The 13,921-nt window shown below is 62.7% G+C and carries 13 protein-coding genes; 9 read left to right on the top strand and 4 right to left on the bottom strand.

Features of this window, described 5'->3' with window-relative positions:
- Window positions 1-86: 86 nt before the first annotated feature.
- Both clpB and ttfA read left to right on the top strand, forming a co-directional pair.
- Window positions 87-2,633, top strand: coding sequence for an ATP-dependent chaperone ClpB (clpB, locus tag B4400_RS05465; protein ID WP_078307518.1), 2,547 nt, complete (start codon window positions 87-89; stop codon window positions 2,631-2,633).
- Between the two features lie 168 nt (window positions 2,634-2,801).
- The gene (ttfA, locus tag B4400_RS05460) at window positions 2,802-3,536 is read left to right on the top strand and encodes a trehalose monomycolate transport factor TtfA (protein WP_078307520.1); all 735 of its coding nucleotides are present in this window, start codon (window positions 2,802-2,804) and stop codon (window positions 3,534-3,536) included.
- Here ttfA and B4400_RS05455 read toward each other — a convergent pair.
- Both B4400_RS05455 and B4400_RS05450 read right to left on the bottom strand, forming a co-directional pair.
- Window positions 3,533-6,331: an MMPL/RND family transporter gene (locus tag B4400_RS05455; protein ID WP_078307522.1), complete on the bottom strand. Its 2,799-nt coding sequence runs from the start codon at window positions 6,329-6,331 to the stop codon at window positions 3,533-3,535. The genes ttfA and B4400_RS05455 overlap by 4 nt on opposite strands.
- The gene (locus tag B4400_RS05450) at window positions 6,331-6,798 is read right to left on the bottom strand and encodes an MmpS family transport accessory protein (RefSeq protein ID WP_078307524.1); all 468 of its coding nucleotides are present in this window, start codon (window positions 6,796-6,798) and stop codon (window positions 6,331-6,333) included. The genes B4400_RS05455 and B4400_RS05450 overlap by 1 nt, the downstream gene beginning before the upstream one ends.
- A gap of 216 nt (window positions 6,799-7,014) precedes the next feature.
- On the opposite strand from B4400_RS05450, the gene B4400_RS05445 reads away from it, so the two are divergent.
- The 7 genes from B4400_RS05445 (at window position 7,015) to B4400_RS05415 (ending at window position 12,677) form a co-directional block, all read left to right on the top strand.
- Window positions 7,015-7,779, top strand: a complete 765-nt coding sequence (locus B4400_RS05445; RefSeq protein WP_078307526.1) for an SDR family NAD(P)-dependent oxidoreductase — start codon at window positions 7,015-7,017, stop codon at window positions 7,777-7,779.
- Window positions 7,766-8,338: an orotate phosphoribosyltransferase gene (gene pyrE, locus B4400_RS05440; protein WP_078307528.1), complete on the top strand. Its 573-nt coding sequence runs from the start codon at window positions 7,766-7,768 to the stop codon at window positions 8,336-8,338. Before B4400_RS05445 ends, pyrE begins: the two co-directional genes overlap by 14 nt.
- Window positions 8,335-9,237: a hypothetical protein gene (locus B4400_RS05435; protein ID WP_078307530.1), complete on the top strand. Its 903-nt coding sequence runs from the start codon at window positions 8,335-8,337 to the stop codon at window positions 9,235-9,237. Before pyrE ends, B4400_RS05435 begins: the two co-directional genes overlap by 4 nt.
- Entirely contained in the window at window positions 9,230-9,904 is a 675-nt protein-coding gene (locus B4400_RS05430; RefSeq protein WP_078307532.1) for a TrmH family RNA methyltransferase, read from the top strand. The genes B4400_RS05435 and B4400_RS05430 overlap by 8 nt, the downstream gene beginning before the upstream one ends.
- Before the next feature lie 32 nt (window positions 9,905-9,936).
- Window positions 9,937-11,034, top strand: coding sequence for a glycoside hydrolase family 76 protein (locus tag B4400_RS05425; protein ID WP_078307534.1), 1,098 nt, complete (start codon window positions 9,937-9,939; stop codon window positions 11,032-11,034).
- A gap of 1 nt (window position 11,035) precedes the next feature.
- On the top strand, window positions 11,036-11,467 hold the full coding sequence (locus B4400_RS05420) for an acyl-CoA thioesterase (RefSeq protein WP_078307536.1): 432 nt from the start codon (window positions 11,036-11,038) through the stop codon (window positions 11,465-11,467).
- A gap of 76 nt (window positions 11,468-11,543) precedes the next feature.
- Window positions 11,544-12,677 carry a DUF262 domain-containing protein gene (locus tag B4400_RS05415; protein WP_078307538.1) on the top strand — a complete coding sequence of 378 codons (1,134 nt, stop codon included), beginning with the start codon at window positions 11,544-11,546 and terminating at the stop codon, window positions 12,675-12,677.
- Window positions 12,678-12,786: 109 nt separating this feature from the next.
- Here the strand turns inward: B4400_RS05415 and B4400_RS05410 are convergent, their stop codons facing one another.
- Window positions 12,787-13,305, bottom strand: coding sequence for a hypothetical protein (locus B4400_RS05410; RefSeq protein WP_078315164.1), 519 nt, complete (start codon window positions 13,303-13,305; stop codon window positions 12,787-12,789).
- A complete protein-coding gene (locus B4400_RS05405; RefSeq protein WP_078307657.1) occupies window positions 13,251-13,910 on the bottom strand; it encodes a DedA family protein in 660 nt (219 codons plus the stop codon). Before B4400_RS05405 ends, B4400_RS05410 begins: the two co-directional genes overlap by 55 nt.
- Window positions 13,911-13,921: the final 11 nt, after the last annotated feature.

Raw genomic sequence — 13,921 nt, 5'->3', positions numbered from 1 at the left:
AAAATTCTCAAAGTTGAGCGGAACAGACTCAAGGTTGACGGCGTTAGAACTACTGACAAGCATTTCTCTCAACCAACGGAGGTGTTGTGGACTCGTTCAATCCGACCACCAAAACCCAGGCCGCCCTGACAGCTGCGCTCCAGGCAGCCACCACAGCCGGCAACCCCGAAATCCGTCCCGCACATCTGCTGGTGGCGCTGCTGAGCCAGACCGATGGCATTGCCGCGCCACTCCTGCAGGCTGTGGGCGTAGACCCCGCGAGTGTGCGCAACGAGGCGCAGGCCATTGCCGACCGGCTACCCCAGGTCAGCAATGCCAGTGCCAACCCGCAGCTATCGCGTGATTCCATCGCAGCGATCACCACGGCGCAGCAGCTCGCCACCGAGCTCAATGACGACTACGTCTCCACCGAGCACCTGCTCGTGGGTCTGGCCACCGGTGATTCCGATATCGCCAAGTTGCTCGCCAACAATGGCGCCACTCCTCACGCGCTGCGCGATGCCTTTGTTCAGGTGCGCGGCAGCGGACGGGTGACCAGCGCCGAGCCCGAAGCGACGTTCCAGGCGTTGGAGAAGTACTCCACCGACCTGACCGCGCTTGCCCGCGAAGGCAAGCTCGACCCCGTCATCGGTCGTGACACCGAGATCCGCCGCGTTGTGCAAGTGCTCAGCCGGCGCACCAAGAACAATCCGGTGTTGATCGGCGAGCCCGGTGTCGGCAAAACCGCCATCGTCGAGGGACTGGCGCAGCGCATCGTCGCCGGTGACGTGCCGGAAAGCCTGCGCGGCAAGACCGTTGTATCGCTGGATCTGGGCTCGATGGTCGCCGGCGCCAAGTACCGGGGTGAGTTCGAGGAACGCCTCAAGGCCGTCCTCGATGAGATCAAGAACTCTGCGGGACAGTTGATTACGTTCATCGACGAGCTGCACACGATTGTGGGTGCCGGCGCGACCGGTGAGTCGGCGATGGACGCCGGCAACATGATCAAGCCGATGCTCGCCCGCGGTGAGCTGCGTTTGGTCGGCGCCACCACGCTCGACGAATACCGCAAATACATCGAGAAGGACGCTGCTCTGGAGCGTAGGTTCCAGCAGGTACTGGTGGGCGAGCCCTCGGTGGAGGACACCGTCGGCATCCTGCGCGGTATCAAGGAACGCTACGAGATCCACCACGGCGTGCGGATCACCGACTCTGCGCTGGTGGCCGCCGCGACTCTGTCCGACCGGTACATCACCTCGCGTTTCTTGCCGGACAAGGCCATCGACCTCGTCGACGAGGCCGCATCCCGGCTGCGCATGGAAATCGATTCGCGCCCTGTCGAAATCGATGAAGTCGAGCGCATCGTGCGCCGTCTCGAGATCGAAGAGATGGCGCTGTCCAAGGAAGACGACGAGGCCTCGAAGCAGCGCCTGGTGAAGCTGCGTGAAGAGCTGGCCGACAAGAAGGAGCGTCTCGCGGAGCTCACCGCCCGCTGGCAGAACGAGAAGAACGCCATCGACGTGGTCCGTGATCTCAAGGAGCAGTTGGAAACCCTCAAGGGTGAATCCGATCGCGCCGAGCGCGATGGCGATCTCGGCAAGGCCGCGGAGCTGCGCTACGGGCGCATCCCCGACCTGGAGAAGCAACTGGAGGCCGCGCTTCCCGGGGCACAGGCACGCGAAAGCGTCATGCTCAAGGAAGAGGTGGGTCCCGACGATGTCGCCGACGTGGTGTCGGCCTGGACCGGTATCCCGGCCGGGCGGCTCCTGGAGGGCGAGACCGCCAAGCTGCTGCGCATGGAAGACGTGCTGGGGGCGCGGGTCGTCGGTCAGACGAAGGCCGTCGAGGCGGTCTCGGATGCGGTACGCCGCGCCCGGGCCGGCGTCGCCGACCCCAACCGGCCCACCGGTTCGTTCCTGTTCCTGGGACCCACCGGCGTCGGCAAGACCGAGCTGGCCAAGGCCCTCGCGGACTTCCTGTTCGACGACGAGCACGCCATGGTGCGCATCGATATGTCCGAGTACGGCGAAAAGCACTCGGTCGCAAGGCTTGTCGGTGCCCCACCCGGATACGTCGGATATGACGCCGGCGGCCAGCTGACCGAGGCGGTCCGGCGACGCCCGTACACGGTGGTGCTGTTCGACGAGGTCGAGAAGGCCCACCCGGACGTGTTTGACGTGCTACTGCAGGTGCTCGACGAGGGACGCCTCACCGACGGCCAGGGCCGCACGGTGGATTTCCGGAACACCATCTTGATCCTCACCTCGAACCTGGGGGCCGGCGGCTCCGAGGAGCAGGTGATGGCCGCGGTGCGTGCGAAGTTCAAGCCGGAGTTCATCAACCGGCTCGACGACGTGCTCATCTTCGAGCCGCTGAACCCCGAGGAGCTGGTGCGGATTGTCGACATCCAGCTGGGACAGCTGCAGAAGCGGTTGGCCCAACGGCGGCTGACACTCGAGGTGTCGGGGCCCGCCAAGAATTGGCTGGCCCAGCGCGGATTCGACCCGATCTACGGGGCGCGTCCGTTGCGGCGCCTGGTGCAACAGGCGATCGGCGACAAGCTGGCCAGGCAGCTGCTGGCCGGTGAGGTGCACGATGGCGACGTCGTTCCGGTGAACGTGAGCGCCGACGGCGACTCGCTCATCCTGGGCTGACGCTTCAGCAGGTAACCGCGAGTGTGCCTCCGCCGCGAGATTTCGGCTGATATCCCGCAGTGAGGGCACGCTCGCGGTGCTGTTTCGCCCATCACGGACCGGTAACTCTCGGTCACGATCCGAGCGCACCGCGCGGTAGTTGGGCCGGTACCGGTTAGGCTGTCGCGGATGGCTCTACTTTGGTTCACGCTGTCCGCACTTTGCTTCGTCTGTGCGGGCGTGCTGCTGTACGTCGATATCGGCCGCCGCCGTAGCCGCGGACACCGCCGGAAGGCCTGGGCGCGATCTCACGGCTTCGACTACATGTCGCAGGACAAAGAGATCGTCAAGCGCTGGAACCGCGGCGTGATGTCGAGTGCGGGGTCGGCCGCGGCCGCCAACGTGGTGCTCGGTCAGATCCGCGGCGAGGCCGTCTACGTCTTCGACCTGGAAGATGTCGCGACCATCATCGCGCTGCACCGCAAGGTGGGCACCAATGTCATGGTGGACCTGCGGCTCAAGGTCATGCAGGAACCCCGCGAATCAGATATCTGGCTGCTGGGTGCCATCGGCCCGCGCATGGTGTACTCCACCAACTTGGATGCCGCCCGTCGGGCCTGTGACCGGCGCATGGTCACCTTCGCCCATACCGCGACCGAGACGGCGGAGGTGTTGTGGAACGAACAACACTGGACGCTGGCCGCGCTGCCGATCAACAGCAACCGTGAGCAGTGGGACGAGGGCCTCAAGGCCGTCCGCCAGTTCAACGACCTGCTGCGGGTGCTGCCCCCGTCCGGGGAGTCGGCGCCGTCGCCCATCCAGGCCGCGGAACGCCCCAGCCGGCCCGTCGGCAGCAGTTCCGCCCCCGCCGGAGACCGGCAGCCCGCTCCCGTGGGTCAGGGCGTCCCGCCGCACAGTCGCTAGGAACGCCGCCACAGCTGGTTCATCGGCAGCGGCCACCAGAACTTCTTGTCGAGGATTACCGCCAGTGTCGGCACCGTGAAGGTGCGCACCACGAAGGTGTCGATGATCAAGCCCAACCCGATCGTCGAACCCATCTGTGCGATATTGACCAGACTCGACCCCATCATGGCGAATTGCGTCATCGCGAACACCAGTCCCGCCGTGGTCACCACCCCGCCAGTACCGGCGATGGACCGGACGACACCCGTGCGGATACCCGCGCTCATCTCTTCTTTGAAGCGCGAGGCGACCAGCAGGTTGTAGTCGGCGCCCACCGATATCAGGATCGCGAACACCGCGACCGGCACCGACCAGTGCAGCTGAATGCCGAGCACGTGCTGCCAGATCACCAGGGCCAACCCGAGGGTGGACGCGAAGGACACCAAGACCGAGCCGATAACGATCAGCGACGCCACCAGCCCGCGCAGCAGGAGCAGTACCACTGTGAAGATCACGGTGAGGCAGCCGATCATGATCAGCTTCTCGTCGCGGTCGAGCATCATCCGCATATCGCCGATCAACGCTGCCGGCCCGGCGATTTCGATCACGCTGCCCTCCAGGCGAGTGCCCTTGAGTGCGTACTTCATCTCACGTGCCAGGTCCCGGACGCGCTGGATGCCTTCGTCGCCGTAGCTGCTGCCGCTGCCGATGACGATCATGCGGGTGGTGGTGCCGTCCTCGGAGAACATCATCTTCAAGTACGGCTTGAATCGCGGGTCCGAGAGCATCTGCGCGGGGAAGTAGAAGTAGTCCCCGGTGCCGGCGCTGCTTCGGCCGAGGTCCTGCATGAGCGAGGTCATGGTATCCATCTGCGACATCATCTGAGTCATCTGCTCGTTGGTCTCGGTCATCAGATCTTGCATCGAGGACATGGACTCAACCATGCGCGGCATCGTCCGCGCGGCCTGGCTCAAACCCCCGGTCATGGAACCCGAAGTGCTGACGAGGCTGCGCATCTGGTCGGTGACACTCGACATGTTCTCGAAGTTGGACAGGGTCGATTGCGCGCCCACGCACATCGGATCGGCGGCACAGTTGGGTTGGGCCCGCACTGCTTCACGAACGGGTCCCATCGCCGAATTAAGCTGTGACTTAAGCTGATTCAGGCTGGACTGGATGGGCTGGGCGGCGGCACTGAATTGCTTGGCGCCCTGTTGCGCGGTCCGTAAGGTGCCTTGCAGGCCTTGCAGCGTCGTCATCATCGAGTTCATATCGCTGGTCATGGCGTGCATCCGCTGCTGCCGTTGTTCCATGACAATCTTGTTCTGCGACATCATCGTTCCGGCCATCCGCACGCTGTACATGAGTGAGGTTTGATCCATCGGCATGCCGGTGGGCCGGGTGATCCACTGCACCGATGCCACGCTGTCCAGCTTGGTGATCTGTTGTGCGGCCTTCTCCAGGAGCCCGATGTTGGCAGACGTGCGCAGGTCCTCCGGGGCCCGGATCAAGATCATGTCGGGATTCATCTGCCCCGCGGGAAAGTGTTCCTGAATCGCGTTCATGCCTGCCGCACTGGGCATGTCCTTGGGGATGAACTGGAGTTCGTCGTAATTGAAAGAGGCGCTGGGGATCACCATCATGAGCAGGATCAAGGCGGTGAATGTCGTGACGAATATCGGTTTGGGCCAACGCGCCACCCGGATACCGACCCGGCGCCACAGTCGAGTCGATCGGATGGTCGATCGGGGCTCGAACCACCCGAATCTACGAGCCCCGATGAGCAGTGCGCCGGGCGTCACCGTCACCGCGGACAGCACGGTGAAGATCATCGTGATGGCCCCCGGTAGGCCCATGGATTTCATCATGTCCAGTTGCGCGAATGACATACAGGACAACGCACCTGCGACGGTCAGCCCAGACGCGATCACCACCGGCGCCACACCCCGGTAACTGGCGCGGAACGCATCGTCGACGCTGAGGCCGGCACGCCTGCCCTCTTGATAGCGGCCGATGAAGAAGATGGAGTAGTCGGTGCCGGCGCCCAGTGCCAGCGCACCCATCAACGCGTTGGTCATCATGGATGTGGGAATCAGCCCCGCCAAGGTGAGGAAGCTGGTCACCGGGGTCGCGATACCGACGGCAACACCCACGGTGATCAGTGGCAGGAACGCGACCACCAGTGAGCGGTAGACCAAAAGCAACAGACCGCCCACCAGCACCAGTGAGAGCCCTCCGATGATCACGACGTCCCGCATCATCGTGTTGATCTGGTCTGCGGCGGCCTGGCTTGTGCCGGTGGCATAGACCGTGGTGCCGGGCGGCTTCGCGATGTTATCGATAATGTGCTGCACGGACTTGGCGGATTCCATGGCCTTGGGCCCGCCGATCTCCCCGGCCAGCTGCAGTTGTGCGAGCGCCACCTTCTTGTCCGGACTTTCGGATGCGGTGGCGAATTGCGGATCGGACCACATGTCCATACCCGGTTCGACGTGCACGGTGTCGGCTCGCAGCTCCTTCATCAGGCGGGCACGAAACTGGCGGTCCTCCTCGGTGAATGGCTGATCCTTGACGACGACGACCGCGGCGGTGTTGTTCGACTCGGACTCCCCGAACGCCTTAGCCATGTGTTTAAGCGCCGCGGCGGATTGGGTGTTGGTCGGCATCATGGGGCTGCCGTGGGTGAGGGCGAGTTCTTCGAGGTTGGGTGCCGATGCCATCAGCCCCCCGGCCACCATCATCAAGAGCCCGATGATCACGGCGGCATGCCTGCTGATGACACCGGCGAAGCGGCCGAATATAGGGCTGTCGTGCATCAGTGACCGCCTTGTGGTTCGAGTTTCTGAAATGCGACGAGATTGCAGCTCACGGAGGGAGTGCGGCCGATGTCGGTTTTCTCGTCGGCGACCGTGCCGTCGACGGTGATGCGGCAGGTGACGGTGTCGGTCGATATCGCGGTCACGCCTGCCGTGAATCCGAGGTCGCTGGTGGTCAAGCTGGTGCGCCAGGGAGCGGGGCCGTTGAAGAGCTTGGATTGGCCCTTCTCATCGAGATAGGACACCGTGACAGGCCGGCCGTCACTGGACACCTCATACGTCACAGTCTTCGGTTGACTGAGCGACATGGCGCTGATGGCTTGGGCGGTCGGGGTGGCCTCCGGGGTTGGCAGTGCAACCTTGGGTGCGGTGGTTATGTAGGTGCCCGCAGCAATCCACAACGCGACGAGTACCGGGTAGATCCAGCGCTGACGCGCGATGAGCCACACCACAAGCCGGTCGAACATTTCGCGATGCTAGCAACGCTTGCTCACGCAAGCGGCTGATTCCGGACAATTTGTACTAGTAACTTCTAGTACCGGTTATATGCCCGGTAAGAGGCGCGTGTGCAGCCGGTACGCTGACCAACCATGGCTGATGGTCTTCACGCAAGCGGTTCATCCGCGCCTGATGGTCTTCACGCAAGCGGTTCATCCGCGCCTGCCACGAATTCCGTACGCCCCGTGGCGCTGGTGACGGGCCCCACCTCGGGTCTCGGGGGCGGTTTCGCCCGTAAATACGCCTCGCTCGGATACGACGTGGTGCTCGTCGCCCGTGACGAACAGCGCCTGGACGCGCTCGCCGACGAACTCACCTGCCGGTATGGCGTCCACGCCGAGACATTGCCCGCCGATTTGGCCGACGCCGCCGATCGCGCGAAGGTCGCCGAACGCGTAGCCGCGGGGGTGTCGGTGTTGGTCAACAACGCCGGCTTCGCCACCGCCGGCGAGTTCTGGACAGCAGCGCCGGCGCTGCTGCACGCGCAGCTTGACGTCAATGTCACCGCGGTCATGGAGCTCACCCGTGCGGCCCTGCCCTCGATGGTCGAGGCCGGCGCAGGCACCGTCATCAACGTGGCGAGCGTGGCAGGCCTGGTGTCTGGGCGCGGCTCGACGTACTCGGCGTCGAAGGCCTGGGTGGTCTCCTTCACCGAAGGACTGGCAAATGGGTTGTTGGGTACCGGTGTTGGCATGCACGTGTTGTGCCCAGGATTCATCCATACCGAGTTTCACGAGCGGGCCGGAATCGAGATGGGCACCATCCCGGAATTCATGTGGCTCCAGGTTGACGACGTGGTCAACGCGTGCCTGCAGGACATCGCCGCAGGTAAGGTGCTCAGCGTTCCCGGTGTGCAATACAAGGCGATCACATCGGTAACGCGGGTAATACCAAGAGGTTTGGTGCGGAAATTCAACAGCGTGGTAGGACGGGGTCGTGGCAGAACTTGATTTAGGACCGGATCTGAATGCGGCCGAGCGCGACGAGCTGGCGGCCTTGGTTCGTGATATCGCGGTGGTGCACGGCAAGGTCACGTTGTCGTCGGGCAAGGAAGCCGACTACTACGTCGACCTGCGACGGGCCACATTGCATCACCGTGCCGGTGCGTTGATCGGGCGGCTGGTGCGCGAGCTGACCAGTGACTGGGGCTATGCCGGTGTGGGTGGACTGACTCTCGGCGCAGATCCCGTCGCGACAGCGGTTATGCATGCCCCCGGACGTCCGATCGATGCGTTCGTGGTGCGCAAGTCGGTGAAAGCCCATGGTATGCAACGGCTTATCGAGGGTTTCGATGTGTCCGGGCAACAGGTCCTGGTGGTCGAAGACACCAGCACCACCGGCGGGTCCGCACTCACGGCCGTGCATGCGGTGCGTGAGGCCGGGGGCGAGGTGATCGGGGTGGCCACCGTTGTCGACCGTGACACCGGTGCCGCCGAGGCCATTCGCGCGGAGGGCGTTCCGTATCGGTATGTGTTGGGACTGGCGGATCTCGGCCTGGCCGGATCGTGATCTTCCGCCCGGCCCTCGCCGCGCTGCTCGCCGGGGCCCTGATCGTGTCGGGCTGCTCGAAAGACCCTGAAAAACAACTGGTTTACGGCGCCCAGACCGCCAAGGTCGGTGAAACACAGAGTCTGTTGGGCTGGAATCTCAGTGTCGCCAACCTGCGATTCCAGAACGGGTATGTGCTGGTCGACATCACGGGGGCGGCCGCCAAGCCGGGGGAGAAGCCCGCCGCCGCCCAGGATTTACGTTTCGGGTTGTACGGGTCTTTGGCGCATCCGCTGGAAGTGCCGGCGTTGAACGGTTGTCGTGACGTGGCCGATCTTTCCGTGCATCCGCTGACCGCACCGACTCCCGATCAGCTGACCGGCACGGTATGCCTGGGGCCGATGCAGAACCAGAGCGCCGTACGTGGCGTGTACGCGTACTCGGTGAAGGATCGCATCGCTGGAACCACCGTGGCCTACCCGGTGGCCTACCCGATGGGGCTGTTGCCCACGCCGCAGAACGACTCCGGTCTGGTGATCGTCACCAAGAGCATGGAGGCGTGGAGGGCAAGCGGGCAGCAGATTAGCCAGGTGGATCTGGGAGATTCGAATGCCTTTACCGGTAACGGATTCTCGCTGCTGGGCCTGAATATCTCGGGGCTTGCGGCACGCTACCGCGACGAGTCGGCCGAGCGTGGTGGTCCCCTCATGGTGACGGTGACGCCGACGCTGCCCGGGGAGGGGCTGGCGCGCAGCTGTGCGATCTATGGGGCGTCGGTGCTGGTGCTTCCGGACGCTGCCCTGGACGCCGTGCAGCTGCAGCCGTCGTTGTGCCTCCAAGGGGAGATCAACGCCGCGGTGCTCGCCGGGACGCTCTCGGTGATCGGCACCCACGCGGCGGTCTGGATGAACCGTGAGTGAGGACTCGAAGGACGGGCCTGCTGAACCGTCCCTCTGGGGTGCCAGTGGCAACGGAGTGGGGCCATGGCTGGCAGAACGGGGGCTGCCGCTGCCGGCGGACCCGCGATATGACCCAGAGCTCCTGCGTGATGGCGACGCCCGCAACGTGGTTGACGCCTACCGGTATTGGCGACGTGAGGCGATCGTCGCGGATATTGATACGCGCCGGCACCGGCTGCATATAGCCATCGAGAACTTCGAAAACGACGCCAATATCGGGACGGTGGTGCGCACGGCCAACGCCTTCGCGGTGCGCACCGTACATATCGTCGGCCGGCGCCGCTGGAATCGGCGTGGCGCCATGGTCACCGATCGCTACCAGCACCTGATGCACCATGACAGCACCGAGCAGCTTCTGGAGTACGCGAAGCTGACCGGCCTGACGGTGGTGGCCGTCGACAACGTGCCCGGATCGGTACCCCTGGAGACCGCGGCACTGCCCGCGGACTGCCTGATGGTGTTCGGGCAGGAGGGGCCGGGTGTCACCGAGTTGTCGAAAGGCGGTGCGGTGATGACGGTTTCGATTGCCCAGTTCGGATCTACGCGCAGTATCAACGCAGGAGTCGCCGCAGGTATAGCCATGCATGCCTGGATCCGTCAGCACGCCGACTTGACCGAGGCGTGGTGACCCGGGGATGAGCCACCCCTAGTATCGAGTGCATGGATGTGCTGTGGGCCAACCGCGCCAGTAGCGCCGAAGCCGCAATCACCGCCAGGCACTTCTCGCCGCTGTGGCATCTACCGCGCATGCGCCTGGGCATCGTCACCTGGCCGCCCGCGCCGGGTGCCACCTGGTTCAAGAACTGGCACTACTGGTGGCAGGCGCATCTGCAGGACTGCCTGATCGATGCGCAGCTGCGCGACCCGCGCCCCGACCGGCTCAAGTACATCGCGGATATGCAACGCGCACACCGCTTCCGCAACGTGTTCATGTGGACCAACCAGTACTACGACGATATGGCCTGGTTGGCGCTGGCGATGCAACGCGCCTCCGAGCTGTTGGGCCTGGAGCGTCCCCGTGCGCTGAACCGGCTGCGGCAGCAGTTCCTCGATGCCTGGATGCCGCAGTACGGGGGCGGCATACCGTGGCGCAAACAGGACAGGTTCTTCAACACCCCCGCCAACGGCCCGGCGGCAATTGTGTTGGCGCGCACCGGAAGAGTGTGGCGGGCCGAGGTGATGTCCGACTGGATCGACAACACTCTCGTCGACCCCGAATCGCATCTGGTGATCGACGGCATCCAGGAGGACGGCACCCTGGAACGGGCTACCTACACCTATTGCCAGGGTGTGGTGCTGGGGCTGGAGACCGAGCTTGCCGTGCGGACCGGGGAATCCCGACATGCTGAGCGTGTGCATCGGCTTGTGCACGCAGTCAAGGATCACATGACGTCCGAAGGCGTAATTCGTGGCAGCGGTGGCGGAGACGGCGGGCTCTTCAACGGCATTCTCGCCCGCTACCTGGCGCTGGTGGTCACCACGCTGCCGCAGAACTCCCCGCAGGACACCGATGCCCGGGCCGTCGCCCGTGACATCCTGCTGACCTCGGCGGAGGCCGCCTGGGCCAATCGGCTGACGGTGGAAGATCTTCCGCTGTTCGGGGCGGATTGGACGCGGACGGCGGATCTGCCGACCCCGCACTCGCAAGCCTCGCGGTTTATCGCCGGTGCGGTCAATCCGTCGACGGTGCCCGAACGGGACCTGTCGGTACAGCTGTCCGGGTGGATGCTGCTCGAAGCGGCGCACGTGGTGGCCTGAGGTGGCGCGCCAGGATTTCAGCTTCTTTCATCCGTTGCGGGTCCGATGGGCCGAGGTCGATATGCAGGGCGTGGTCTTCAATGCCCACTATCTGGCGTACTTCGATGCCGCGCTCACCGAGTACTGGGCCGCCCTGACCGGTGCCCGCAACGCCGCCGGCGACGGGGTCTTCGAGCATATGTACGTGGTGAAGTCGGTCATCGACTATCACGGGCCCGCCCGCTTCGACGACGTCCTCGACATTGGCGTGCGCATCGCCCGGATGGGGAGGGCGAGCATGGCCTGTCACTTTGAAATTCACCGCGGCGTAGACCATCTCATCACCGGCGAGACGGTGTACGTGCATGCGATCGACGGCAACTCCGCCCCCTTTCCGGATGCCTTCCGGGACAAGGTGGCCGAATTCGAGAAAACTCCTGTTCGACTGAGCTGATTGATTGTTGCGGACTCCCTGCTAGGTTTCTTGTTTCTGTATGCACGAAGACGTGAGCACAGATTACTATTGATGGATGAGCCATGCAGACGTGTCAGATTCGGACGATAACGATCTCGAGCTGATATTCGACCGGAGCTTGACTGAGGATGAATTTGATGATGTCACTACATCGGAGTCGGCCGCACCTACGCCAGTTACATTCTCGACACAGGATTACCCAGTTGACGGGCTGGTGAAACGACTAAATAGTGGTGCGATGAAGGTTCCGCAATTCGGCGGAGAAGATAGTACCTCGTTGACAGCGGGGTTTCAGCGAGGCTTCGTTTGGTCCAAGGCTCAGATGGATAGATTTATAGAATCGCTATTGCTGGGGTACCCGGTTCCTGGAATTTTTCTAGTGAAGCAAGAGACTGACAATGTAATGCTCGTTCTCGATGGCCAACAACGCCTCGAAACGCTCCGTAGATTCTACGAAGGTGTGCACGACAAGAAGGAGTTTGTTCTTACCAACGTAAGTGATCAGTTCAAAGGACTAACGTACAAAACCTTAGACGAGTCGCTTGGGCTCAAGATTGATGATTCGTTCATGCAAGCCACTATTGTGCCGACGGATGGATCTTCTGAAGTTAGTGAGGCCGTGTTTCAAATCTTCGAGCGATTGAACTCAGGAGGCACGCAACTTACTCCACATGAAATTAGAGTCGCACTCTACGCGGGGCCACTTGTTGATTGCATTGAGGTATTCAACAATGATCCAAATTGGCGTGATCTATTCGGGATTAAGTCGAAGCGTATTCGTGACCATGAATTGATCACGCGTATTCTTGCGCTATATGTTGATTCGGCTAGCTACAAGCGTCCTCTCAAGGGATTCTTGAATAATTTTGCTCGTGATTATCGGCAGGAGTCGGATGTGCATGGCGCAGAGTTCTTGGCTGCGTGCAGACATATCAATTCGACAGCAGGACCTAGCGCTTTTAGGAGTCGAGAAGGGCGCCAGGTCAACACGGCTCAGGCTGAGGCCATCGTTGTCGGTGTGATGAGGGCAGTTGCCAATGGTGCCGTCCCAGAAGACCTGAGAAGTAAGATTCAGTCTCTAAAGGATGATGCGGAGTTCATCACCGTGACGACTAGATCAACTGCAGACAACGAATTTGTTGTCAAGCGGCTCGATCTCGCGACTGACAGGTTGTCGCGGAGTGTCTAATGGCGCGACCGGAAGTTGGCCTCCTCTCTCAGTGCATCAGCGAATGTCGGCGCATCGAAGTCTCGTGAAGGCCATCACCACCCATGTCGCCGCGAGCAGGAAGGCGAAGTCAGACGATCGCGATGCCGCGGCGCTCGATGATGAGATCGAGAGATCTCTCGCTAGATTTCTGACGATCCGCTCCGCTGGATTCATTGAGGCAGTTCGTGATGACGTTGCGGATTGTTATGCGGATCGGGTGGGACACCCGAGGGTACGAGCGCGAGTTGCGCATGGGCTTCGTAGGGGAGAGGGCGTCCATCCTGGTCAGTTGGAGGCGTTCATCGGGAGTTTCGACCAAGCCTGGAAAGCCGAGTTCACAAGGTTTCTCGAGGACGAAGATCGTCGAGATTTGTTGGCAGGTCTCGTTGATGCGAGGAAGAAGGTTGCGCATGGTGACGGTGAGCAGGTAACGATCCTGCGATCGATGAGATGGTCTGACACTGCAGACGAGATCGTTTCCTGGATAGTTGAACAGTTTCGCCCAGCTGAATGAAATTTCGACGACCGTCAGAAAACTCTGCTCGAGGGTGCCTAGGCCTCGGGTGCTGCCTCCGGGCTCTTCGCGGCCTTGCGGCGGCGCATCCATTCGAAGAACATCGGGGCCACCGAGACCAGCACGATCAGGATGAAGATCGGTTCGAGCAGCTTCTGAATGATCTCGAACTGGCCCAGCCAATAGCCGAGCAGCGTGAGACCGACGCCCCACACCACGGCGCCGAGGATGTTGTAGAGCGCGAAGATCGGGTAGCTCATCTTGGCTGCGCCGGCGGTGATCGGAGCCAGGGTCCGCACGATCGGCACGAACCGGGCGATCACGATGGCGAACGGTCCGCGCTTTTCGAAGAAGGCGTGCGCCTCGTCGAGGTACTTTTGCTTGAGGAAGCGGGCCTCCGGCTTGAACATCGACGTGCCGATGCCCCGGCCGATCCAATAGCCAACCTGGCCGCCCAGGATTGCCGCGATGGGGATGAAGACCAGCAGCTGCCACAGCTGAAAACTGGCCTGCGAAGCACCGTCGGCAGCTGCGGCAGCGGTGCCTGCTGCCAGCATCCCGGCCACGAACAACAATGAATCGCCAGGCAGCACCGGGAACAGCACCCCCGACTCCACGAAGATCACCACTAGCAACCCGAGCAGCGCCAAGGTTCCGAAGTGACCGAGCAGTTTGATCGGATCCAGGAAATCCGGCATGAGCGCCAGGG

The organism is Mycobacterium sp. D16Q13, from assembly GCF_002013375.1.
Lineage (GTDB): Bacteria > Actinomycetota > Actinomycetes > Mycobacteriales > Mycobacteriaceae > Mycobacterium.
Note: the sequence above shows the minus strand (reverse complement) of the source record. Positions and strands in the feature narration are given on the sequence as shown.